Source organism: Caldimonas sp. KR1-144 (assembly GCF_049446155.1).
GTDB lineage: Bacteria > Pseudomonadota > Gammaproteobacteria > Burkholderiales > Burkholderiaceae_C > Rivibacter.
This window is the reverse complement of record NZ_JBMSEE010000004.1, coordinates 154,354-175,607: the sequence shown is the minus strand read 5'-3', so window position 1 is coordinate 175,607 and position 21,254 is coordinate 154,354. Positions and strand designations below refer to the sequence as shown.

The 21,254-nt window shown below is 72.3% G+C and carries 22 protein-coding genes; 8 read left to right on the top strand and 14 right to left on the bottom strand.

What is annotated here, in order from left to right; all coding sequences use genetic code 11:
- Positions 1 to 24: 24 nt before the first annotated feature.
- Both ACO2TI_RS11240 and ACO2TI_RS11235 read right to left on the bottom strand, forming a co-directional pair.
- The gene (locus ACO2TI_RS11240; protein WP_423284335.1) at positions 25 to 375 is read right to left on the bottom strand and encodes an HPF/RaiA family ribosome-associated protein; all 351 of its coding nucleotides are present in this window, start codon (positions 373 to 375) and stop codon (positions 25 to 27) included.
- A 35-nt stretch (positions 376 to 410) separates the two neighbouring features.
- Entirely contained in the window at positions 411 to 1,019 is a 609-nt protein-coding gene (locus ACO2TI_RS11235) for a SagB/ThcOx family dehydrogenase (protein ID WP_423284333.1), read from the bottom strand.
- A 199-nt stretch (positions 1,020 to 1,218) separates the two neighbouring features.
- On the opposite strand from ACO2TI_RS11235, the gene ACO2TI_RS11230 reads away from it, so the two are divergent.
- Together ACO2TI_RS11230 and ACO2TI_RS11225 are read left to right on the top strand one after the other, a co-directional pair.
- Complete coding sequence (locus ACO2TI_RS11230; protein WP_423284331.1) at positions 1,219 to 1,770, top strand: CBS domain-containing protein; 552 nt, start codon at positions 1,219 to 1,221, stop codon at positions 1,768 to 1,770.
- Between the two features lie 15 nt (positions 1,771 to 1,785).
- Positions 1,786 to 3,150, top strand: a complete 1,365-nt coding sequence (locus tag ACO2TI_RS11225; protein ID WP_423284329.1) for a nicotinate phosphoribosyltransferase — start codon at positions 1,786 to 1,788, stop codon at positions 3,148 to 3,150.
- Positions 3,151 to 3,181: 31 nt separating this feature from the next.
- Here ACO2TI_RS11225 and ACO2TI_RS11220 read toward each other — a convergent pair whose 3' ends face one another.
- Both ACO2TI_RS11220 and ACO2TI_RS11215 read right to left on the bottom strand, forming a co-directional pair.
- Positions 3,182 to 3,604, bottom strand: coding sequence for a c-type cytochrome (locus ACO2TI_RS11220; RefSeq protein ID WP_423284328.1), 423 nt, complete (start codon positions 3,602 to 3,604; stop codon positions 3,182 to 3,184).
- A 113-nt stretch (positions 3,605 to 3,717) separates the two neighbouring features.
- Positions 3,718 to 4,170 (bottom strand): CBS domain-containing protein, encoded by a 453-nt coding sequence (locus ACO2TI_RS11215; RefSeq protein ID WP_423284326.1) that lies wholly within the window; start codon positions 4,168 to 4,170, stop codon positions 3,718 to 3,720.
- Between the two features lie 169 nt (positions 4,171 to 4,339).
- Here ACO2TI_RS11215 and ACO2TI_RS11210 point away from each other — a divergent pair, with 169 nt between their 5' ends.
- The gene (locus ACO2TI_RS11210; protein WP_423284324.1) at positions 4,340 to 5,380 is read left to right on the top strand and encodes a hypothetical protein; all 1,041 of its coding nucleotides are present in this window, start codon (positions 4,340 to 4,342) and stop codon (positions 5,378 to 5,380) included.
- Here ACO2TI_RS11210 and ACO2TI_RS11205 read toward each other — a convergent pair.
- The 7 genes from ACO2TI_RS11205 to ACO2TI_RS11175 all read right to left on the bottom strand — a co-directional run bounded on the left by ACO2TI_RS11205 (position 5,332) and on the right by ACO2TI_RS11175 (position 14,421).
- Positions 5,332 to 6,330 (bottom strand): ribose-phosphate diphosphokinase, encoded by a 999-nt coding sequence (locus ACO2TI_RS11205; protein ID WP_423284323.1) that lies wholly within the window; start codon positions 6,328 to 6,330, stop codon positions 5,332 to 5,334. The two genes, ACO2TI_RS11210 and ACO2TI_RS11205, sit on opposite strands and share 49 nt — an antisense overlap.
- A gap of 16 nt (positions 6,331 to 6,346) precedes the next feature.
- A complete protein-coding gene (locus ACO2TI_RS11200) occupies positions 6,347 to 7,924 on the bottom strand; it encodes a diguanylate cyclase domain-containing protein (RefSeq protein ID WP_423284321.1) in 1,578 nt (525 codons plus the stop codon).
- Positions 7,925 to 7,926: 2 nt separating this feature from the next.
- On the bottom strand, positions 7,927 to 8,238 hold the full coding sequence (locus ACO2TI_RS11195) for a DUF1488 family protein (RefSeq protein ID WP_423284319.1): 312 nt from the start codon (positions 8,236 to 8,238) through the stop codon (positions 7,927 to 7,929).
- Positions 8,239 to 8,325: 87 nt separating this feature from the next.
- Positions 8,326 to 11,187, bottom strand: coding sequence for an ATP-binding protein (locus ACO2TI_RS11190; RefSeq protein WP_423284318.1), 2,862 nt, complete (start codon positions 11,185 to 11,187; stop codon positions 8,326 to 8,328).
- Between the two features lie 69 nt (positions 11,188 to 11,256).
- Entirely contained in the window at positions 11,257 to 11,919 is a 663-nt protein-coding gene (locus ACO2TI_RS11185) for a response regulator (protein ID WP_423284316.1), read from the bottom strand.
- 65 nt (positions 11,920 to 11,984) lie between these two features.
- Entirely contained in the window at positions 11,985 to 13,790 is a 1,806-nt protein-coding gene (locus tag ACO2TI_RS11180) for an ABC transporter ATP-binding protein/permease (protein ID WP_423284315.1), read from the bottom strand.
- A 133-nt stretch (positions 13,791 to 13,923) separates the two neighbouring features.
- On the bottom strand, positions 13,924 to 14,421 hold the full coding sequence (locus ACO2TI_RS11175) for a c-type cytochrome (RefSeq protein ID WP_423284314.1): 498 nt from the start codon (positions 14,419 to 14,421) through the stop codon (positions 13,924 to 13,926).
- A 555-nt stretch (positions 14,422 to 14,976) separates the two neighbouring features.
- Between ACO2TI_RS11175 and ACO2TI_RS11170 the strand changes: the two genes are divergently transcribed.
- Positions 14,977 to 15,924 (top strand): DnaJ C-terminal domain-containing protein, encoded by a 948-nt coding sequence (locus tag ACO2TI_RS11170; protein WP_423284312.1) that lies wholly within the window; start codon positions 14,977 to 14,979, stop codon positions 15,922 to 15,924.
- Positions 15,921 to 16,331, top strand: a complete 411-nt coding sequence (locus ACO2TI_RS11165) for a chaperone modulator CbpM (RefSeq protein ID WP_423284311.1) — start codon at positions 15,921 to 15,923, stop codon at positions 16,329 to 16,331. Before ACO2TI_RS11170 ends, ACO2TI_RS11165 begins: the two co-directional genes overlap by 4 nt.
- Positions 16,332 to 16,353: 22 nt before the next feature.
- Here ACO2TI_RS11165 and ACO2TI_RS11160 read toward each other — a convergent pair whose 3' ends face one another.
- Positions 16,354 to 16,986, bottom strand: coding sequence for a dienelactone hydrolase family protein (locus ACO2TI_RS11160; RefSeq protein ID WP_423284309.1), 633 nt, complete (start codon positions 16,984 to 16,986; stop codon positions 16,354 to 16,356).
- Between the two features lie 160 nt (positions 16,987 to 17,146).
- On the opposite strand from ACO2TI_RS11160, the gene polX reads away from it, so the two are divergent.
- From polX to ACO2TI_RS11145, 3 genes are all read left to right on the top strand, one after another.
- On the top strand, positions 17,147 to 18,937 hold the full coding sequence (gene polX / locus ACO2TI_RS11155) for a DNA polymerase/3'-5' exonuclease PolX (protein ID WP_423284308.1): 1,791 nt from the start codon (positions 17,147 to 17,149) through the stop codon (positions 18,935 to 18,937).
- Positions 18,934 to 19,383 carry a host attachment protein gene (locus ACO2TI_RS11150; RefSeq protein ID WP_423284307.1) on the top strand — a complete coding sequence of 150 codons (450 nt, stop codon included), beginning with the start codon at positions 18,934 to 18,936 and terminating at the stop codon, positions 19,381 to 19,383. The genes polX and ACO2TI_RS11150 overlap by 4 nt, the downstream gene beginning before the upstream one ends.
- A gap of 224 nt (positions 19,384 to 19,607) precedes the next feature.
- Positions 19,608 to 20,036: an Hsp20/alpha crystallin family protein gene (locus ACO2TI_RS11145; RefSeq protein ID WP_423284306.1), complete on the top strand. Its 429-nt coding sequence runs from the start codon at positions 19,608 to 19,610 to the stop codon at positions 20,034 to 20,036.
- A gap of 244 nt (positions 20,037 to 20,280) precedes the next feature.
- On the opposite strand, the gene ACO2TI_RS11140 is transcribed toward ACO2TI_RS11145, so the two are convergent.
- The gene (locus ACO2TI_RS11140; RefSeq protein ID WP_423284305.1) at positions 20,281 to 20,493 is read right to left on the bottom strand and encodes a hypothetical protein; all 213 of its coding nucleotides are present in this window, start codon (positions 20,491 to 20,493) and stop codon (positions 20,281 to 20,283) included.
- Positions 20,494 to 20,625: 132 nt separating this feature from the next.
- Entirely contained in the window at positions 20,626 to 21,234 is a 609-nt protein-coding gene (locus tag ACO2TI_RS11135) for an isochorismatase family protein (RefSeq protein WP_423284303.1), read from the bottom strand.
- Between the last annotated feature and the right edge of the window lie 20 nt (positions 21,235 to 21,254).

Here is a 21,254-nt window from a genome sequence, read left to right as displayed (position 1 = left end):
CCGGCGCGGCAATGGCCGACCCGATCAGGCCGACTCCGGCCGCGCCGGCACGTGCTGCTTGACCTGGCCGCGTTCGCGCCGCACGCCGTCTTCGATGCGTCGCGTCATGCCGTCGAAGGCGTCGCGCAGCGCGACGTAGACGTCCTCGTTCTGCACGTGATCGACGCTGAGTTCGTGGCCAGGCAGCGTCACGTCGATGCGCACCGTGAACGGCCGCCCCTGGTGGCGGTGCTTGTGCATCTGCTCGACGACCACGCGGCACGAGTTCAGGTCGGCGCGAAAGCGCTCGAGCTTGGCCGCCTTCTCGCGCACCGCGGTCTCGACCGCGGGCGACGGGTCCATGCCCAGGAACTGCAGCTGCAGGGGAAGCTTCATCGGGGATCTCTCCTTCGGCAACACGGGTTCGGTGATCAGGTTCCATGGGCCGCCAGGCCGACGCTTTGCGCCAGCGTGATGCGCTGCGTGGGCGCCAGGCCGAGCGCGGCCGCGAGGGCGCGCCGGTCAATCAGGGCGCGCACGACGACAGCCAGGTCCAGCGCGGCACCGGCCAGATAGACGTTCTGCGCGATGCAGCCGGCGTCGGCGCCGGCCAGGAACTCGAACTCGTTCGGCCGCACGCCCGTCATGCGCGCGCGGTCGGCGACGTAGATCAGGTTCAGCGGCGCGCTGGCCGCGAAGTCCTGCGTGCCGGTGAGCGCGCGCAGGTCCTCGGCCTTCACCAGCAGCAGGCGGTGCGCCCGAGGGTCGTAGCGGTAGCTGCCTTCTTTCAGCACCGCGAACACCTCGATCTCCTGCCAGTCATGCGCCGACGGCGCGGTGCGCCCGCCGCGCTCGATGCGGTTGATGCCGAACGCCGCCCACAGCAAGGCCGACAGGCTGGGCAGCGTCAGTGCATCGGGCAGGAACCCGCGCGTGCTGCGGCGCCGCTTCAGCAGCAGTTCGAACGATGCGCCGTCGGGAAGGCGCGGCGGCGGCAGCACGACGGTGTCGGTCTCGAGGTCGAGCGGAACGGTGGACATGGTGCGGCCCTCTGGCTGGCGCGCTTTGTCGGCGCTGCCATGACCTTAGGCGCCGCGCCGCGGCGGGTCATTGCGTTGGCTCAATCGCATCGACAGCGGCTTGCCGTCGTGGTCTGTGCGGCGGCGGCTGATATGCATCAACACGCCGGCGCCTGCGAGGTCTAGATTGCTCGGGCGACCCATCCTCGGAGTGCCCGCCATGAACCTCGAAAGCCTGTGCCAGCGCGAGCTTGTCACGATCGACACCAATGCGCCCTTGCGCCAGGCCGCCGTGCGCATGCGCGAGTGCCACGTCGGCGCCCTGCTCGTCACCGAAGGCGAAGACCAGGGCGTGCGCGCCGTGGGCCTGGTCACCGATCGCGACCTGGCCATCGAGGTGATCGCGCGCGACATCGCGCCGTCCGAACTGCGCGTCGGCCACATCGCCACGTCGGCGATCGTGACCGCCCCCGGCAGCGCGAGCGTGCAGGAGGCGGTCGAGGTCATGGCGCGTGCCGGCGTGCGCCGTCTGCTGGTGACCGACGGCGAGCACGGCGTCATCGGCCTGGTCTCCGTGGACGACTTGATCGATGCGATCAGCGCCGAGCTGGCCGGCCTGGCACGCGCGCTGCGCAGCAGCATCGCGCGCGAGACCAGCGAGCGGCGCGCCGTGACGCCGCCCACCCCGCGCCCCGTGTTCCTGCCGCAAGGCACGCCCGGCATGGCGTCGTGGTCGAGCATCCCGGCCGCCGCCTCGCTGCCGACGGGTTGAGCGGGATCGCCAACCGTGACGACGTCGCCCGACACCTGCGCGCTGCTGACCGACACGTACCAGCTGACGATGCTGCAGGCCTACCTCGAGGAGGGCATGTCGCAGCAGGCCGTGTTCGAGCTGTACGTGCGCCGGCTGCCCGACGCACGCAACTTCCTCGTCGCCGCCGGGCTCGAGCAGGCACTGCAGTTCCTCGAGAACCTGGCCTTCACCCCGGATGACATCGCCTGGCTGGAGCGCCAGGGCGGCTTCTCGCGGCGGGCGCTCGACCACCTGCGCTCGCTGCGCTTCGAAGGCGACGTGCACGCCATGCCCGAAGGCACGGTGTTCTTCGCCGACGAGCCCATCCTGCGCGTGAGCGCGCCCCTGCCGCAGGCGCAGCTGGTCGAAAGCCGGCTGCTCAACCTCGTGCATTTCGAGACCGTCGTCGCCTCCAAGGCGGCCCGCATGGTGCTGGCTGCGCATGGCCGCAAGCTGGTCGACTTCGGCCTGCGCCGCGCGCACGGCGCCGAGGCGGCGCTGCTGGCCGCGCGCGCGGCTTACATCGCCGGCTTCGACGGCACGGCGACGGCCGAGGCCGGGCGGCGCTTCGGCATCCCGGTTTTCGGCACGATGGCGCACTCGTTCGTGCAGGCCCATGCCAGCGAGCGAGAGGCCTTCGCGGCCTTCGCCCGCGCGCGGCCAGACCACCCGACGCTGCTGGTCGACACCTACGACACCGAGGCCGCAGTGAGGCGGCTCGTCGAGCTGGCGCCCGAGCTGCAGCGCAGCGGCATCCGCATCGGCGGCGTGCGCCTGGACAGCGGCGATCTCGGCGCGCAGGCGCGCACCGCGCGCGCCCTGCTCGACCAGGCCGGTCTCGCCGACGTGACGATCTTCGCCAGCGGCAACGTCGACGAGCACCGCATCGCCGCGCTGCTGGCCGACGGCGCGCCGATCGACGGCTTCGGCGTCGGCACGTCGCTGGCGACGTCCGACGACGCGCCGGCGCTCGACGCGGTCTACAAGCTGCAAAGCTACGCCGGCACCGCGCGCCGCAAGCGTTCGCCGGGCAAGGCCACGTGGCCCGGCGTGAAGCAGGTGCTGCGCTCGCTGGGCGACGACGGCCTGATCGAGCGCGACGTGATCCAGCTCGAGGAGCATGTCTCGCGTGCCAGCATGCCCAGCGGCGAAGCCCTGCTGCGCCCGTGCATGCGCGGCGGCCGGCGCATCGCGCCGCCAGCCAGCCTGGCGACGATCCGCGCGCACTGTGCCCGCCAGCTCGCGCTGCTTCCGCCGTCGCTGCGCCTGCCGCAGTGCGCGGCGCAGCCGTTTCGCGCGGTCATCTCCGACAAGATCCACGCGCTGGCGCAGACCTTGGACGCGCAAGCGCAGGGCTGAGCGAGCGGGCGCCGCCCGCTCGCCGCCTTGGTCACTTGGCCTGCAGGCGGTTCAGGTACTCGGCCAACGCCAGCACACGCGCCCGCACGAAGGCCTCGGAGTCGTACGGCGTATCCATGTAGTACTCGGCTGCCTCCATCGAGTAAGCGCGCCCCCAGATCGGCATCTCGCGCGTGCCATGGCCCGCGCCGCCGCCTTCGATCACCTCGTAGACGCGCTGCAGCGGAAAGATGCCGCCATTGCGCTTGGCCAGCCCGGTGAGATCGGGCGCCGGCTTCTTCAGATAGGGCGCGAAGGGGCCATTGCCCTGGCCGCCGCGCGCGTGGCAGACCGCGCAGTTTGACTCGTACTCGAACTTGCCGAGATCGCCCTTGCCCTTGGGCTGGGTCTGGGCCACGGCGGCGCCGCACAGCAGGGTCGCGAGCGCGACGCTGGATAAGGTTGATCGTTTCATCGCTTTCCACCTCCATGAGGACGAACCGCCCGCCGCGCGGCCGGTTCGCATCGATGATTGCCCTGTGCGTCGCAGCCGCATTGCGGCAGATCAACATCGCCACTGAAGGCGGCTCAGGGCCGCTCGCTGCGCTCCCGCTCGATCTGCTGGGGCACCATGCGCGTGAGGTCGACCATGGCCTCGGCCAGCACGCGCGCGGCGTCGTCGGCGCTCAGCACGCCGACCAGCGCGCCGTGGTCGTCGACCACCGGCAGGCGGCGGATGCGCTTGCCGCGCATGTGCCAGACCGCGTCGTAGACCGACTCGCACTCGTTGGCGGTGTCCAGCGTCGCGACCAGCAGGTCGCCGGCCTTCACCGTCGCCGGATCGACGCCCTTGGCCATCACCTCCAGCACGAGGTCGCGGTCGGTCACGATCCCCAGCGGCCGCGGCCCCCGGTCGTGGGCCGGTTCGACGACGATCACCGCCCCGACATGGCGCTCGCGCATCAGCGCCGCCACGTCGGCCGCGCTGGCATCGGGCAGGCAGGTCACGACGGACCGGATGCAGACTTCGCCGACGCGCATGATGGCTCTCCTTCTCAGCGATCCATGCCTGCAGCATCGGTGCTGGCGGCCCGCCGGGCCTTGCGCGGCATCAACGCCCGCCGCGGTGCGTGCGCAGGCGCATGGCCCAGGCGAGACCGCACTTGCGCACCGTCAGAGCGATGCGCCGGCCCGCGTGCTCGAATGGGCGATGCCATCGCCTGCGCCCGACATCGACGCGCGGATCGCGTTCCTGCGCGGGCACCTGCGCGCGCGCGGCAACGGCGAATGCGAGTGCCCGTGCGATTGCGAGCTGGTCGAGACGCACCTGTCGTGGCTGGTGCTCGGCGCGCAGCAGGTCTTCAAGCTCAAGAAGCCGGTGCGCGGCGCACTGTTCGATTTCGAGAGCGTGGAGGCGCGCGAACTCAACTCGCGCGAAGAGGTGCGTCTCAATCGACGGCTCGCGCCCGGCATCTACCTCGGCGTGCTGGCCCTGCAATGGGACGGCGCGCGCCTGGTCCTCAGCGGCGAGGCCGAGATCGATCCGGCCTTGCAGACCGTCGACTGGCTGGTCTGGATGAAGCGCCTGCCCAAGGCCCTGATGCTCGACCGCCACCTGGCGCAAGGCACGCTCGCGCCCGCCCACATCGACGCCCTGCTGGCCGTGCTGCTGCCCTTCTACCGCCGCGCGACGCCGGCGCCGGTGAGCGGCGGCGAGCTCCTGAGCCGCCTGCGGCACGAGCGCGGCATCGACCGCGAGGTGCTGTGCCTGCCGCGCATGGGGCTCGACCTTGCTGTCCCGGCGCTCGAGCGCTTCGAAGCCGCGCAGCGCGCCCACGACGGCGCGCTGCGCGAGCGCGCGCATCGGCTCGTGGACGGCCACGGCGACCTGCGCCCCGAGCACGTGTGCCTGCTGGACCCGCCGGTGGTGTTCGACGCGCTCGAGTTCAATGCCCGGCTGCGCCAGATCGACCCCTTCGACGAGCTGGCCTTCCTGGGCCTGGAATGCGCGATGCGCCGGGCGACCTGGGTCGCGCCGATGCTGGCCGCGGCCGCGCGCCGCGCGCTCGACGACGATCTGCCCGAACCGCTGTGGTGGCTCTACACCGCCGGCCGTGCGCTGCTGCGCGCGCGCCTGTGCGTGGCGCACTTGCTGGATGCGCATCCGCGCCTGCCGATGAAGTGGCTGCCGCTCGGGCGGCGCTACCTCGCGCAGGCCTGCGCCGCGCTCGACCGCGTCGAGCAGTCCTGAGACCCGGCCTGCAGCGCGGCCACGAACAGCGGCACGCAGCTCTCGACGCGCAGCTTGGACCGCAATGCATCGCCGCTCGGCACGCGAAACGCTGGGACGCTGTCGGTCACGACCACCTGGTCGATGTGCGGATCGGCCAGCACGTGCAGGGCATCGCCGACGAACAGCCCGTGCGCGGCGCAGGCCACCACGCGGCGCGCGCCGGCGCGGCGCAGCGCGACGGCGGCGCGCTGCATGGTCTCGCCACTGGCGATCAGGTCGTCGAGCAGCAGCACGTCGGCGCCGTCGACCTCGCCGGCGACGATGCCGCTGGCGCTGACCACGCCGGCGCTGCGGCGCTTGTCGACCATCGCGAAGCCGACCTGGCGCGCGAGCCGCGACTGCAACGCCTCGCGCCACAGCTGCGCGCGCTTGACGCCGCCCGGGTCCGGCGACGCGACCGCCAGCGGCCGGCCCGCGGCCGCGATCTCGTCGGCCAGCGCCGCGAAGGCGCCGTGCGCCTCGAGGCTTTGCGCACGGCAGCGAAACGCGCTGTGGAAGGCCGCGACGTTGTGCGCCTCCAGCACGATCAGGCGTGCGACGCCCATCGCCTCGGCCATCTGCGCCACGTAGCGCAGGCCGAGCGGATCGAACGGCTTGGTCTGGCGGTCCTTGCGCGCATACGCGAGATAAGGCACGAGCGCGGTCACGCGCGCCGCGCCGTGGTCGCGCAGTGCGGCAACGAACATCAGCAGCCGCAGCAGCTTGTCGTGGGGGCTGTCATCGGGGCCGCCGTGCAGGCTGGCGACCACCCAGGCGTCGGCGCCGCCGGGGTCGACCAGCGGCCTGAGCTTGCGCTCGCCGTCCTCGAAGCGGCGCTCCTCGTGCGCCGCCGGCGCGATGCGCAAGGCCGCGGCCAGCGCGCGGCTGAACGGGTCGTCCGGGCCGTCGAGCGCGAACATCAGCGGCATCGGGGACGCCTCCTTTTCAGGGCGCCTCCTCGGCGACGCGGCGCACGAAGTCGCGCAGCGCGCCGAGGTCGGGGATCTCGATGTCGCGCCGTCCACCCGCGCCGAAGCGGATCAGCTCCTCGCGCTCGAGAAGCGTCATGGCCCGGCTCACCGATTCGAGCCGCAGACCGACATGGCTGCCGATCTCGGACCGCGTGGCCGGCAGCGTGATCTGGTCGCTGCGCAGCCCGACGTGCTCGAGCTCGTCCGCCCAGCGGCACAGGAAGGCAGCCACGCGCGCATCGGCCGGCAGGCTGTGCATCAGCAGCACCCCATCGCGCTCGCGCACGCTCTGCCGCGCCAGCGCCGCATGCATCAGCGCCATCACCTGCGGGCAATGCGCGCCGGCACGCAGCAGCGCGTCGTAGCGCACCGTCCACAGCTCGCCGGTGTCGGCGGCCAGCGCGGTGCAGGCATGCCGGCCGTCAGCCAGTCCGTCGAAGCCCAGCCAGTCGCCCTTGAACAGCACCGTCGTGAGTTCCTCGCGCCCGCCGGGCGTCGTGCCGAACAGCTTGCAGATGCCCACGCGCAGGATGTGCAGGCCGCGGAAGCGATCGCCGGCGCGGTAGATCACGTCGCCGCGGCGCAGCGTGCGGCGCAGCACCTCCACCTCGCGCTCGAGCATGCCCAGCGCGCTGTCGTGCGGTTCATGCCACCCGAGCGGCGCGGGCGGGCCGCTCGTCGCGTCGGCGTGCCGCGAGCGCCCGCCCCCCTCGCGCTTGGCGCGGTACATCGCCTGGTCTGCCTGCTCGAGCAGCGTCTTCGCGTCCGACCCGTGGCCGCTCACGCCCACGCTGACCGAGACCGGGAAGCTCGCGCCGCCGTCCCAGACGACGGGCCGGGCGCAGGACTCGACGACGGCCCTGGTGACACGTGCCGCATCGCCGGCATCGCGCAGCATCAGCACGAACTCGTCGCCGCCGAGCCGGGCCGCGGTGTCGGCCTCGCGGATGCAGCCGCACAGGCGCTGCGCCACCGCGCACAGCGCCGCATCGCCGGCGGCGTGGCCGAGCTCGTCGTTGATCGACTTGAATCCGTCCAGATCGATCATCGCCACCGCGATGCGCTCGCCGCTGCGCGCCGCGTGCGACAGCGCCTGCTGCAGCCGGTCGAGGAACAGCGTGCGGTTGGGCAAGCCGGTGAGCGCATCGTGGGTTGCCTCGTGGCGCAGCTGCTCCAGCGCCGCGATGCGCTGGCTCACGTCGCGTCCCGTCGCGATGAAGTGGCTGATGGCGCCGTGCGTGTCGAACAGCGGGCGGATCGACTTCTCTTCGTGGAACAGCCCGCCATCTCGGCGGCGGTTGATGATCACGCCGCGAAACTCCTTGCCGGCGCGCAAGGTGGCCCACAGGCGGCGGTAGAACTCCTGCGGCTGGCGGCCCGACTTCAGGATCGACGGCGTGCGCCCGAGCACCTCGTCCCGCGCGTAGCCGGTCATCGCCTGGAAGGCGGGGTTCACGTACTCGATCGTTCCGGCCGTGTCGGTCACCAGCGCTGCGTCGCCGCTGCGCTCGAGCAGCCAGGTCGCGTGGGCGAGCGTGTCGGCCTGTCCCATGGTCAATGCATCCTCGCGAGGACGCGGAACACCGTGTCTGCGTTGAGCACGACGGTGCGGACGCCGGCGCCGTTGCTGCCCAGACATTCGCGCGCGATCGCCTCGATGCGGCGGGCGTTCGCGTCGAAGGCCCGCAGGCAGGCGCTCGACTCCAGCGCGTCGTGGTCGGCATCGGCGCCGAAGTAGCTCTCCAACGCCGAGCGGGTCACGTAGCAGCGCACCGTGCGCTCGCCGACGCGGGCGAAGAACATCACGCTGGCGGCCTCCTCGACGAAGGTTCGGGTGGTGTCGAAGGGAATCTCGACGGCGTTCATCACGTGGCGCGCTCCCGCATGGCTGGACTGGTCGCCACTGTGCGACCGAGCGGCCCGTGACGGAATCCACGGACGCCCCATCCATGGCTACCGTATAGGGGGTAGTGCAGCCGTGCCTTGATCTTCCTCAAGCGGCACCCGCAGCGATGCCGCGGTGCCGTCGCCCGGGATGCTGCGGATGTCGAAGCTGCCGCCGACGTAGGACAGGCGCTCGCGCACGCTGACGAGGCCGACGCCCTTGCCGGCCGCCGACCGGGGAGCGCTGCTGTCGAAGCCGACGCCGCCGTCGCTCACGTGCACCGATAGCCAGCCGTCGTGGCGTTCCAGGCTCACCTGCACCCGGTCCACGCGGGCGTGCTTGGCGGCATTGATGAGCAGCTCGCGCACCGCCCGGTAGACGACCGTGCGCACCTCCTGCGAGATCGGCTTGGCGGCCCCGTCGTCGCACAGCTCCACGCGCATGCCGAAGCGCTGTGCGATCTCCTCGGCCAGCCATTCCAGTGCCGGCAGCAGACCCAGTTCGTAGAGCACCGCCGGCGCCAGTTGCGCGGCCAGCGAGCGGGTCGAGAGGTCGGCCTGCTCGACCAGCCCGGCGATGTCCAGTGCGGCGCTGCGCACGTCGGCGCGTTCGTCCTGGCACAGCACGCCCAGGCGGATGCGCGCGGCCGCGATCAGCTGGCCCAGGTCGTCATGCAGGTCGCGCGCGATCTGGCGGCGCTCGCGGCTCTCGGCGGCTTCGAGCTCGGCCACCAGCCGTCGCAGCTCCTCGGTGCGTTGATCGACGCGACGCTCGAGCTCCTCGGCCGCCGCCTGAGCCGCCTGCTCGCGCCGGCGGCGCTCGGTCGCGTCGCGCAGCAGCGCCATGCAGCGCCCGTCCGAAAGCAGCTTGGCGACCGCGTCGACCGACACGGCGCTGCCGTCGCCGCGCTGCAGCCGCCATTCGCACCGCACCGGCCGCCCCGCCGCCAGGTCGGCGGGCAGCTGGGAAAGCGCGGCCGCCTCGGCCGGCACCACCAGATCGGGCATGCGGCTGGCCAGCACCTCCGCGCGGCTGCGCCCCAGCAGTGCGCAGGCAGCCGCGTTGGCCTCGACCAGCCGGCATTGCGCGTCGCCGATGAGGATGCCGTCGGACGCCTGCGTGAACAGCTCGCGCCAGTACTCCTCGCTGCGCCGAAGCGCCGCCATCGTCTGCGCGCGGGCGAGCTGCGTGCCCACGCGCGTGCGCAGCTCCTCGCTGGCGAACGGCTTGACCAGGTAGTCCTGCGCGCCGTCGCGCAGCAGCTCGATGCGCATCTCGTCGTCGGCGCGCGCGCTCAGCACCACCACCGGCAGGCTGTCGAATCCAGGCTGCGCGCGCAGCTCGTGCAGCAGCTGCGCGCCGCTCATGCCCGGCATCATGATGTCGGTCAGCACCAGGGCCGGACGCAGCGCCAGCGCCTGAGCCAGGCCCTCGGCACCGTCGCGCGCCGCCGCGGTGCGGCAGATGCCGGCCAGGCTGCTGCGGATGAACGCACTCATGTCGGCGTTGTCCTCGACGATCAGCACCAGGGGCAGGCGGCCGTCGTCGTCGCCCGGCGCCGGCGGCGCGGGCACCGCTCGCTCGCGCAAGGCGTCGACCACGGCGGCGTCCCGCTCGGCCTCGTCCGCCGCCCTCGGCGCCGCGGCGGCCGACGCGTCCCCGGCGGCCGCACGCGCTGGCAGCTCGACGCGAAACAGCGCGCCGCCCTCGGGCGCGTCGTCGATGGCGATCGAGCCGCCGTGCAGCTGCACGAACTCGCGCGCGATGGCCAGGCCCAGGCCGGTGCCGCCGTGCCGCCGCTCGGCGCCGCCGTGCAGTTGCCGGAAGCGCTCGAACACGCTCTCGCGCGCCTCGGCCGGAATGCCCGGGCCGCCGTCGGCCACTTCGAAGACGAGGCGGTCGCCGTCCTGGCGCAGGCTCAGGCGCACCTGCGAGCCCGCCGGCGTGAACTTGAAGGCGTTGGACACCAGGTTGAACAGCACGCGCTGCAGCATCTGCGGATCGACCTGCGCGGGCAGCGCCTGCGGCAGCTCCACGCGCCAGCGAATCCCCAGCTCCTGCGCGACCGAGTCGAAATGGGCCGACACCATGCGCGCGAGCGCGCTGACGTCGGTGTGCGCATAGGCCGGCGCGGCTTTCGCTTCCTCGAGCCGGGCGACGTCCAGCAGGTCGTCGACGTGGCGCATGAGCGTGCGCGCGTTGCGCTCGATCACCTCGAGGTCGTGGCGCAGCGCACCGTCCTTCGGCTCGATCGACATCAGGCGCCGCACCGGTCCGAGGATCAGCGTCAGCGGCGTGCGCAGCTCGTGGCTGACGTTGGCGAAGAGCTGGGTCTTGAGCCGGTCGAGTTCGCGCGTCTTGTCGTAGAGCCGAGAGATCTCGGCGTTGGCGCCACGCAGCTGCTCGTTGACCTGCTGCAGCTCCTGGGCGCGCAGCAGGATCTCGGCGGCCATGGACTCGGTGCGCCCGCGCAGCTGCGCGGTGAGCTCGGCGTACTCGGTGCCCCGGCGCTGCACGCGCACGAACTCGGTCACGTCCTCGACGCGGTGCATCAGGTAGCTCAGACTGCCGTCGGCGGCGAACACCGGCGAGTTCACCGGGCTCCACCAGCGCTCGTCGAAGCCGCCGCCCTGCTCCGCCGGGCGCCGCACGTCGTATTTCTGCACCGCCATCGTGTCGCTGGCGCCGCTGGCGAGCACGCGCCCGAGCGAGGCGCTGAGGTTGCTGACCCCCGTGGCGTGCGGATCGTCGGGGTTGTCGGGAAACACGTCGAACAGGCCGCGGCCGAGGATGTCTTCGCGCCGCGTCATCGTCGCGCGCGCATAGGCGTCGCTGACCGCGACGATGGTGTAGCGCGGCGCGTCAGGGCGCAGGGCGAGGTACAGGCCCGGCGCGGACTCGAACAGCAGGCGAAAGTCGGCGTCGGTCATGGTGCCGCAATGGGTTGACGGCGCACGCTTCAGCGGGGGCGCGTGTGCCCAACGGATCTGGAACGAAACCTACAGAGAAACGATTCCTTCGCGCAGCGCGTACTTGGTGAGCTCGGCCACCGAGTGCAGGCCGAGCTTGCGCATGATGTTGCGCCGGTGCGCCTCGACCGTTGCCACCGCGATGTGCAGCTGCTCGGCGATCGCCGCCGAGCGCAGCCCCTCGGCAATGAGGCGCAGCACCTCGCGCTCGCGGCGGCCCAGGCGCGCCGGCCCCTCCTCGCCACTCGCGTTGCGCATCTCGGCCACCAGCGCGCCGGCGACGTCCGGGCTCAGGTAGCTGCCGCCGGCGGCCACCGCGCGGATCGCGCCGACGAGCTCGGTGCCCGCGGCGGCCTTGCTGACGTAGGCCGACGCGCCGGCGCGCAGCATCTCGGTGACGAAGCGCTTGTCCGAGTAGGCCGACAGCGCGACGATGCGCGTCGACTCGCAGGCCTTGCGGATGCGCGCGGCAGCCTCGATGCCGTTCAGCCCGGGCATGGCGATGTCGAGCACGACCACCCCGGGGCGCAGCTCGCGCACGCAGTCGACCGCCGCCTCGCCGTCGCCGACCTCGGCGACGACGTGGATCTGCGGCACATGCGCAAGCGCGGCCCGCAGCGCCTCGCGCACGAGCCGGTGGTCGTCGGCGAGGACGACGTCGATCGGTGCCTGCTGTTGCGTTGTCGTGGCCATGCGGCCAGCATCGCAGATGGCCGCACGAACTCGTTGAGGTGGCGCAAGCTGCGCGAAGCGGCGCTTCAGCGTGCGTCGCGCGGATCCCGCAGATGCCAGCCGCCCTCGCCCTGCAGCTCGAGCACGCGCCGGTGGTACTTCTCGAGGCTGGCGTGGTGACTCACGCTGACCGGCGTGATCGACAGCGCGGCGAGCCGGCCGTACAGCCGGTCTTCGTTGAGCGGGTCGAGCGCGCTGGTCGCCTCGTCGAGCAGCAGGTAGCGAGGCCGCGCCAGCAGTGCGCGCGCGAACGCGAGCCGTTGCTGCTCGCCGACCGACAGCAGCTTGCCCCAGTCGCGTTCGGCATGGAGCCCGCCGACGCGCTCGGCCAGCGCCTTCAGGTTGACGGCCTCCAGCGCGTCGAGCAGCTCGGCGTCGGAGATCGTGCGCTCGGTGTGCGGATACAGCAGCTGCGCGCGCAGGTCGCCCGGCGGCAGGTAGGCCTGCTGCGGCAGGAACTGCATCTCCTCGCCGGCGGGACGCGAGACCACGCCGCCGCCGCTGGTCCACAGTCCGGCGATCGCACGCAGCAGCGAGCTCTTGCCCGAGCCGCTGGGCCCCGCGATCAGCAGCCCCTCGCCGGGCGGCACGGCCACGGTGAGCTCGCGCAGCAGCAGGTGCTCCCGCCCGGGCGTCAGCACGGTCAGGTCGCGCAGCTCGAGCTGCGATCCGGACGCCGTGCGGATCAGCCCCGCGCCGCCGGCGGCCTCGGCCTCGGCCTGCCGCGCCTGGCGCGCCAGCTCGCCGGAGAACGAATGCAGCCGGTTGACGCCGGCCGAGAAGCGGCTCAGGCCCTCGAAATGCTCGACCACCACGGTCAGCGCGCTCAGGATGGCCGCGAACGCGCCGCTGGCCTGGATCGCGCGGCCGACCTCCAGCGAACCCGACAGCACCTCGCCCGCGATGATGATCAGCGGCAGCGCCACCGTCAGGAAGCCGTGCGCGTACTGGAAGGTGTTGAGGTTGAGCTGCCACAGCAGCACGCGCCGGTAGTTGGCGTAGACCGCATCGAAGACGCGGCGCAGCGTCGACATCTCGCGCGCCTCGCCGTGATGGAAGGCGATCGGCTCGGCGTGCTCGCGCACGCGCACGAGCTGGAAGCGAAAGTCCGCCTCGCGCTGCAGCTGGCGGAAATTCAGGCCGATGAGGCGCTTGCCGTAGGCCGACGCGGCGAACCAGGTGCTCACGACCGCATAGCCGACCAGGAAGAGCACCAGCGGCTGCGAGATCGACCACAGCACGCCGGAGAAGGCCGCCAGCTCGGTCACCGCGGCCAGGACGATCATCCCGAAGTACAGCGACTGCTGCGTGAACGCGGCGATGTCCTCCGAGATGCGCTGGTCCGGGTTGTCGATGCCGGCCACCGCATTGAGGCGGTAGTAGGCCCGGTCGCTGAAGTAGCGCGACAGGAACTCGTGCGTCAGCCAGCGCCGCCAGCGCAGGCCGAGCGTGTCGCGCACGTAGTAGTACAGCGCGTAGATCGGCACCGCGATGGCGAGGATCAGCGCGTAGTTGCGCATCGAATGCCAAAAGCGCGGCGCGTCGCGCGCGGCCAGCGCCGAGGTGAACTCGCCGGTCTCGTGGTTGAACAGCACCGCGAAGCCGGTCTGACCGAGCAGCAGCAGCACCAGCAGCGCGAGCAAGCCGGCAGCGCGCCAGCGCTCTTCGCCGCGCCAGTAAGGCAGCGCGATCCTGCCGATGCGCCGCCAAAGCCGCACGTCGAGCCCGAAGCGCTCGAGCTCGGCCGGCGCCGCGGACGCCTCGCCGCGCGGCGCCGCACCCGCCGGGCTGGCGCCGGCCGCTGCGATCAGTTCGGGGTCGAGGTTGGCCACGGACGGCTCCGTTCAGCGGTTGTTGCGCCTGAGCCTGCACGGCCGGTCGGCGACGCTCATGACGGGGGGGCACACGCCGCCGATCTCGCATGAGGGCGCCCGGCGCCGCGGCTTGCGCGCCGGCGGCATGCGTTCAGGGCGCGGGCTGGCCCGGCCCCAGGGCGCCGTCGGAGCGCGCCGACAGGTAGGCATACAAGTCGATGATGTGCGCCTCCACGCGCGGCTGGCCCTGCCACGGTGGCATCACGAGCGCTGGCCCGCGCCGCTGCACGAGCTCGTCCAGCAGCGCCTGGTGCGCCGCGCTGTCGGGCTCGCTCTTGGGCACGGGAAGGTTCCATTCGTAGCGCCTGAGCACCGCGTCCGCGAAACGGCGCGGCCCCATGGTGCGCACGATCGGCAGCAGGTCGGGAGCCTGCGGCGAACCTTGGCCGGCGCTGCCGTGGCAGCGCGCACAGCGGTCCTGGAAGACGCGCCAGCCCAGGTAGGTGGAGCCCGGCAGCCGCGACTGTCGCTCGATCTCCTGCGCCGGCTGGCGGTTGCGAATCTCGACGGCTTCGATCGCGCACCCGCTCATCACCGCGAGCGCAAGCAGCACGGCACCCGCGCGCCTGCAAGACCTGTCCATCGCCATCGCTGTGCCTCCTATCGGCGCCATGCCCGCACCATGCGCACCTTCGGGCCTGGGTACGGGTCGGCACTTGACGCAGCGCAAGGCGCAGGCGCGTCGCGGTCAGCGGCGGTCCCCGGCCCCGCCGTGCGCTGCTCACCGCCCCGAAGACGGACGGGAGGGTCCGCGCGGCTGCCGCGCGCAGGAGATTGACCTGGCGCAATGCGGCGCGGCCCCGCTGGCCTATCTTGAATGCACCATCGTGCCGGGAGCGTTCGCCGCCGCGGCGCGTTTTGGGTCACGGCAAAGGGCCCCGAAAGGGTCCGCTGCTGCGCGGCGCATCAGCGCGGCGCACGTGGCCTGGAGGTGCAGGTGGCCCTGCGCAAGCAGGGCTCTCGGTGCGGTGGCCTTGCCGCAGCGTCCGGCGCTGCGGCATCCCGCGCGGGGCGTCGACCCTGCGGGCGCGCACCGGCCCGGATCGAGCCGCCGAGGTTGATGCCGCGCAAACCGTTGCGCACGAAGCGCCGCTAGCGTGTCCTCGACGCGGTCCGCCCGATCGCGACGAGTGGACGTTCGCGCATGGACTACCGGGACTATTACGCCACGCTGGGGTTGCAGCGCAGTGCCACGCCCGAGGAGGTCAAGCGTGCCTATCGCAAGCTGGCCCGCAAGTACCACCCCGACGTCAGCCACGAGCCCGATGCCGAGGCCCGCTTCAAGGAAGTGGCCGAAGCCTATGAGGTGCTGAAGGACGCCGACAAGCGCGCGGCCTACGATGCGGTGGACCACGAATGGACGCGCAGGCGCGCGGCCGGCGCCACCGCCGCGCAGGACTGGGACGCGGGATTCGAGTTCCACGGCACCGGCCTTGGCGACGGCGGCTTCGCGGAACACAGCGAGTTCTTCGACGCGCTGTTCGGACGCGCGGCGCGCAGCGCGCGCCACGGCGGGCGATCGCGCGGCGAGGACCGCCACGCGCGCGTCACGGTGCGCCTGCAAGACCTGTACGAAGGCGGCGTGCGCACGCTGGCGCTGCGCTCGGCCGAAGCCGCAGACGACGGTCGACTCCGCTGGGTCGAACGACGGCTGGAGGTGCGCATTCCCAAGGGCAGCCTGCCCGGCCAGCACCTTCGCCTGGCCGGTCAGGGCGCGCCCGGCACGGGCGGCGGCGAGCCCGGCGACCTCTATCTCGAGATCGATCTCGAGCCGCATGCCCTGTACCGCGTCGTCGGCCGCGACGTCCACTACGACTTGCCGGTCGCGCCGTGGGAAGCGGCGCTCGGCGCCACGGTCCAGGCACCCACGCCGACCGGCTGGGTCGAGCTGCGGCTGCCGCGCGCCAGCGGCCACGGGCGCAAGCTGCGGCTGGCGGGCAAGGGCCTGCCGGGCTCGCCGCCGGGCGACCTCTACGCGAGCCTGGCGATCACGATGCCCAAGGATGTGTCCCAGGAGGCCGAGCAGGCCTGGCGCGCGCTGGCGCAGGCGAGCGCCTTCGACCCGCGCGAATCGATGGAGCGACGAACGTGAACAGCCCTTCAACCCCGGCAGCACATGGATCGGTCGGCATCGAGCCGCACATCGTCGAGGAGCAGGTGCAGCTCACGATCGAGCAGATGTGCCATGCCTGCGGATGCAGCGCACAGGTGATCGCATGGCTCGTGGAGCACGACGTGCTGGTGCCGCGAGGCGCATCGCCGCCCGCATGGGTCTTTGCCGGCGGTTCGCTGCCGCGCGCGCGGCGCGCGCTGCGCCTCGTGCGAGACCTTGCGCTCGACGGCCCCGGCGTCGCGCTGGCGCTGGACCTGCTCGACGAGATCGAGTCGCTGCGCGCGCAGCTGGACGCCGCACGGGCGCCCGCCGCGGCGACGCAGGATGACCCGCTGAGTCCCGCGCATCCGGCGCACTTCTCGCCGCTCGCGCGCGTGCCGGACTGAACGCGCCTGAACGCGCGCGTCATCACTGCGCGGCGCCCAGGTGGCGCACGAACCAGTCGCCGGCCAGTATGGCGACGGTCTCGAGCGCGCCCGCTTCGGCGAACAGGTGGGTCGCTCGCGGCACGATCTCGAGCCGCTTCTCGCAACGCATCTGGGCATAGGCCTCGCGGTTGAGCGCGAGCACCTCGACATCGGCGGCCCCGACGATCAGCAGCGTCGGCGCGCGCACGTCGGGCAGCGCGGCGCGCGCCAGGTCGGGCCGTCCGCCGCGCGAGACGACCGCGGCCACGTCCGGCCGGCGCGCCGCCGCCACCAGCGCCGCCGCCGCGCCCGTGCTCGCGCCGAACAGGCCGATGCGCTGGGCCGGCACTCGGCCGTCGACGGCGTCCAGGGCCTCGCCGACGCGCGCGGCCAGCAGTTCGATGTCGAACACGTTGTCGCGGTTGGCCGCCTCCTCCTCGGTCAACAGGTCGAACAGCAGCGTGTCGAGGCCGCGCTGCTGCAGGCTTTGCGCGACCTGACGGTTGCGGCCACTCAGGCGGCTGCTGCCGCTGCCGTGGGCGAACACGACCAGACCGGACGCCCTGGGCACGCGGCACAGATCGCCGACCAGGCGGTGTTCGCCGATGGAGATCGTCTTGGTGTGATTGGGCATTGCCATGCTCCTTCCGATCGTGGCCGGCACCCCGACTATCCCGCCGGGGGCGAGCAGGTGCATCGTGCGCCGGCAGGCTGAGTTGACGCAGCGCAATTGCGCCGGTTCTGCGGTTCCTACAGTGAACTCCAGAGCCCGTTGCACATTCGCCCACGCACGCATGCCTGCCACCAACGCCGAGATCGCCGCGGTCTTCGACAGGATCGCCGACCTGCTCGAGCTGCAGGACGCCAACGCGTTTCGCGTGCGCGCCTACCGCCGCGCCGCGCGCATGCTCGAAGGCCTGGGCCGAAGCGTCGCGGCGATGGCCGAGCGCGGCGAAGACCTCGACGCCCTGCCCGGCATCGGGCCCGATCTGGCCGGCAAGATCGCCGAGATCGCCGCCAGCGGCACCTGCGCGTTGCACGAGCGACTGCGCGCCGAGATGCCCCCGCAGATCGCCGAACTGCTCGCACTGCCGGGACTGGGTGCGCGCCGCGTGCGCGCGCTGCACGACGAACTGGGCATCACGTCGCTCGCCGAGTTGCACCGCGCCGCGCAGGACGGCCGCGTGCAGACGGTGCACGGCTTCGGCGAGAAGACCGAGCGCCGGCTGCTCGAAGCCTGCGCCGCGCACTTGCGCGAAGGACGGCGCATCCTGCTGGCGCAGGCCGACGTCATCGCGCTGGGCCTGCTCGAGCGACTCGGCAAGGCGCCCGGCGTGCGTCAGGCGTTCGCCGCCGGCAGCCTGCGGCGCCGCCGGGAGACGGTGGGCGACATCGACCTGCTCGTCACGATGCGCAGCGGCAGCCCGGTCATGCAGCGCTTCACCGGCGCGCCGGCCGTGCAGCGCGTGCTCTCGCGCGGCGCGACGCGCGCGAGCGTGGTGCTCGACAGCGGCCTGCAGGTCGACCTGCGCGCGGTTGCGCCGGCCAGCCTGGGCGCGGCCTGGCTGTACTTCACCGGCTCCAAGGCGCACGGCATCGCGCTGCGCAAGCGGGCCCAGGCGCTGGGCCTCAAGCTCAACGAGTACGGCCTGTACCGCGGCCGCCGGCGCATCGCCGGCGCCACCGAGGCCTCGATCTACGAGGCGCTGGGCCTGGACTACATCGAGCCCGAACTGCGCGAGGACACCGGCGAGATCGAGGCCGCGCGCCGGCATCGCCTGCCGGCGCTGGTGCGCGTCGGCGACCTGCGCGGCGACCTGCACGTCCACACGCGCGACAGCGACGGCGCCGACGATCTCGAGACCATGGCCGAGGCCGCGCGCACGCGCGGCCTGCAGTACCTGGCGATCACCGACCATTCACGCGGCTCGGGCCTGCCGCGCAGTCTCGACGCGCCGGCCCTGGCGCGACAGGTCGAGCGCATCGAGGCGCTGAACGCGCGGCTCGAAGGCATCACGCTGCTCAAGGGCGTGGAAGTCGAGATCCTCGAGGACGGCCGGCTCGACCTGCCCGATGCGCTGCTCGGGCGGCTCGACCTCGTGATCGGCGCGGTCCATCGTCATCTCGACCTGCCGCGCGCGCGCCAGACCGACCGGCTGCTGCGCGCCATGGCGCATCCCTGCTTCAGCATCCTGGCCCACCCGCTGACGCGGCTGATCGGCGAGCGGCCGGCCTGCGACATCGACCTGCCGCGCGTGCTGCGCGCAGCGCGCGAGCGCGGCTGCTTCGTCGAACTCAACGCCCAGCCCTCGCGCCTGGACCTGCCCGATTCGGCCCTGCGCATCGCGCGCGACGAGGGCGTGCTGGTCAGCATCGCTTCCGATGCGCACGCCGCCGGCGAACTCGACGTGCTGCGGCTGGGCGTCGACCAGGCGCGCCGCGGCTGGCTGAGCGCCGCCGACGTGCTCAACGCGCGAACGCTCGCCGAGCTTCGCGCGCTGCTCGACCCGACGATGGGACGGTCTCGCTCGAAGAGCGTTCGAGACCCGTCGGCAACCCCCGCCTTCACCGGAGCGACACCATGAAATCCCAACTGATCCTGATCGCCAACGCGGGCGAGGCCCGACTGCTGCGTCGCAGCTCCAGTGCCGAACCGATGGAGCTGCTGGCCTCGCTGGCGCACGCGCCAAGCCGCGCCAAGGGCAGCGAGCTGGGCGACGAACGCGCGGGCCACGCCAGCATGGACCGCCGCCCCGGTGGCGTGAGCTTCCCGCCGCGCGCCACGGCCAAGCAGAAGGAACACGTGCGTTTTGCCGACGAGCTCGCGCAGCGACTCGACCGGGAACTGGCCGCCGGGCAGGTCGACCGGGTGGCCGTGTTCGCCTCCAGCCCCTTCCTAGGCGAACTCAAGCGCCGGCTCAGCGACGGCGCGCGCAAGGCGCTGCGCGTCACGGTCGATACCGATCTCACGTCGGTCCCGCTCGGCGAGCTGGAGGGACGCATCGGCGCGCAGCTGCGCGCTGCGGCTTAGTCGTGCGCAATGGGCGCGGGGGGCAAAGGCGTGCTTGCTCGCAGGAACCCCGCACCGGCCCTCTTCGATACGGCACACCGCCCGCCGCGAAGGCACTGCCCTCGTCTTCACATGCCTGCCCGATGGCCAGAGCTGATTCAGCTCAATGCACGGATCCTCACGGCGCCTAGATTGGACAGGTGCGCCGGCCTCGGCGCGCGATTGCGTCATGCCAAGGAGACCTTATGAACGCCCTCACCCCTTTCGAACGACTTGACGAACTGTTCCCGACGTTCTGGCGCCGCGCGATGCAGCCTCTGGCGGCGAACATCGAGCCCATGGGCGCGATCCGCATCGACGTGGACGAGACCGACAAGGACTACATCGTGCGCGCCGAGATTCCCGGCGCCAAGAAGGACGACATCCGCGTCGAGATCGAGGGCAACCGCGTCGCCATCTCGGCCGAGGTGCGCAAGGACTACGAGAAGACCGACAAGGACGACAAGAACCGCGTGCTCGTTCGCGAGACCTATCGCGGCAGCGCCTCGCGCAGCTTCACGCTCGCGCACGACGTCGACAAGGCGACCTCGACCGCCAAGCTCGAGGACGGCGTTCTCAAGCTCACGCTGCCCAAGCGCCAGGGCTCGGGGTCCAAGCTGCTGTCCATTCAATGATTCGAGCGGCCCGCCTGCGCCGGCCGTGCCGCCCGCAGGCAGACCGCGAACCGAAGTAGCGAGGCAACTGCTGTTCAGGGATCAGGCGCGCTCGCGCATCCGGCACGGCGTCGAAACGCTGGCCGATGCGGTGAAGAGCACGCCAAACCGTCGGGCGGGTTGCGGTGATCCAGGTCGGCGCGGCGATCGGGGAAGGCATCGTTCCGGGCGGCGGAGCGGCCGGAGCTGTTCTGATCGCCAGCGATCAATGCAGCTCGCTCGGCTGCACGGCCGGCAGCGCGAAGTCGCGGCCGATGCGCTTGCGTGCCATCAGGTAGTTGGCGAGGGCGCGTTCGCTCAGCGTGTCCATGTCGACGTGGCCTTGTCGGTCGCACGGGAAGCTCAGGCCCCGGCCGTCGTCGAACAGTGAGCGAAAGCGCAGTTCGAAGCCTTCGGGCGCATTGGCAGCGGTTCGCATGCGAGTCTCCTGAAGTCCGATCGTCGATGGATTCAGACTAGTCGCCCGGTGCAACGCGCCGGCCGCAGGGCGAAGACGGTCTGCAACGACCGGTCAACGGCGTGTCACCGTTTGCGCTCGCCAGCCGGCGGGTCAGTGGACGAGCCGATGCGCCGGTCGACGCGCACCGATCGCCGCGCCGGCGACGCAGCGTGCGCCGGCGGCGGCCATCTCGCGCAGCACGCGCTCGCCGGCGCCTCCCGGCGCCGCGTCGATGGCCGCGACCGCATCGGTCGGCACCACGACCGAAAGGCCGAGCGCGCAGGCGTCGAGCACGGTTTGCGCCACGCAGTACTCGGTCGCCACGCCGACGACGAAGAGCCGCCCGACACCGAGGCCGTTCAGCTGCTGCGCCAGCGAGGTGCCGCCGAACGCGGAGTAGGCCTCCTGGCGCGGCGCCGTGCCCTTGGAGACGATCGTGGCATGCGGCGGCAGCCGAAGGCCCGGCGCGAACTCGGCCCCGTGGGATCCGGCGACGCAGTGGGCTGGCCAGGGACCGCCCTGCTGCGCGAACGAGCAGTGGTGCGCCGGATGCCAGTCGCGACTCGCGAACACCGGCAGACCGGCCGCCGCGAAGCGCTCCACCCAGCGGTTGGCCTGCGCGACGACGCGCTCGGCACCCGGCACCGCCAGCGCGCCGCCGCGAAGGAAGTCGCGCTGCAGGTCGACCACCAGCAAGGCGTCGCCGCTACCGGGCGACATCACGGGCACATGTCGGCTGA

Bases quoted from the DNA above. Each gene is read 5' to 3' on its own strand.
- ACO2TI_RS11240 (WP_423284335.1), bottom strand. From the start codon at position 375: ATGAAGCTTCCCCTGCAGCTGCAGTTCCTGGGCATGGACCCGTCGCCC.
- ACO2TI_RS11235 (WP_423284333.1), bottom strand. From the start codon at position 1,019: ATGTCCACCGTTCCGCTCGACCTCGAGACCGACACCGTCGTGCTGCCG.
- ACO2TI_RS11230 (WP_423284331.1), top strand. From the start codon at position 1,219: ATGAACCTCGAAAGCCTGTGCCAGCGCGAGCTTGTCACGATCGACACC.
- ACO2TI_RS11220 (WP_423284328.1), bottom strand. From the start codon at position 3,604: ATGAAACGATCAACCTTATCCAGCGTCGCGCTCGCGACCCTGCTGTGC.
- ACO2TI_RS11215 (WP_423284326.1), bottom strand. From the start codon at position 4,170: ATGCGCGTCGGCGAAGTCTGCATCCGGTCCGTCGTGACCTGCCTGCCC.
- ACO2TI_RS11210 (WP_423284324.1), top strand. From the start codon at position 4,340: ATGCCATCGCCTGCGCCCGACATCGACGCGCGGATCGCGTTCCTGCGC.
- ACO2TI_RS11205 (WP_423284323.1), bottom strand. From the start codon at position 6,330: ATGCCGCTGATGTTCGCGCTCGACGGCCCGGACGACCCGTTCAGCCGC.
- ACO2TI_RS11200 (WP_423284321.1), bottom strand. From the start codon at position 7,924: ATGGGACAGGCCGACACGCTCGCCCACGCGACCTGGCTGCTCGAGCGC.
- ACO2TI_RS11195 (WP_423284319.1), bottom strand. From the start codon at position 8,238: ATGAACGCCGTCGAGATTCCCTTCGACACCACCCGAACCTTCGTCGAG.
- ACO2TI_RS11190 (WP_423284318.1), bottom strand. From the start codon at position 11,187: ATGACCGACGCCGACTTTCGCCTGCTGTTCGAGTCCGCGCCGGGCCTG.
- ACO2TI_RS11185 (WP_423284316.1), bottom strand. From the start codon at position 11,919: ATGGCCACGACAACGCAACAGCAGGCACCGATCGACGTCGTCCTCGCC.
- ACO2TI_RS11175 (WP_423284314.1), bottom strand. From the start codon at position 14,421: ATGGCGATGGACAGGTCTTGCAGGCGCGCGGGTGCCGTGCTGCTTGCG.
- ACO2TI_RS11170 (WP_423284312.1), top strand. From the start codon at position 14,977: ATGGACTACCGGGACTATTACGCCACGCTGGGGTTGCAGCGCAGTGCC.
- ACO2TI_RS11160 (WP_423284309.1), bottom strand. From the start codon at position 16,986: ATGCCCAATCACACCAAGACGATCTCCATCGGCGAACACCGCCTGGTC.
- polX (WP_423284308.1), top strand. From the start codon at position 17,147: ATGCCTGCCACCAACGCCGAGATCGCCGCGGTCTTCGACAGGATCGCC.
- ACO2TI_RS11150 (WP_423284307.1), top strand. From the start codon at position 18,934: ATGAAATCCCAACTGATCCTGATCGCCAACGCGGGCGAGGCCCGACTG.
- ACO2TI_RS11145 (WP_423284306.1), top strand. From the start codon at position 19,608: ATGAACGCCCTCACCCCTTTCGAACGACTTGACGAACTGTTCCCGACG.
- ACO2TI_RS11140 (WP_423284305.1), bottom strand. From the start codon at position 20,493: ATGCGAACCGCTGCCAATGCGCCCGAAGGCTTCGAACTGCGCTTTCGC.
- ACO2TI_RS11135 (WP_423284303.1), bottom strand. From the start codon at position 21,234: ATGTCGCCCGGTAGCGGCGACGCCTTGCTGGTGGTCGACCTGCAGCGC.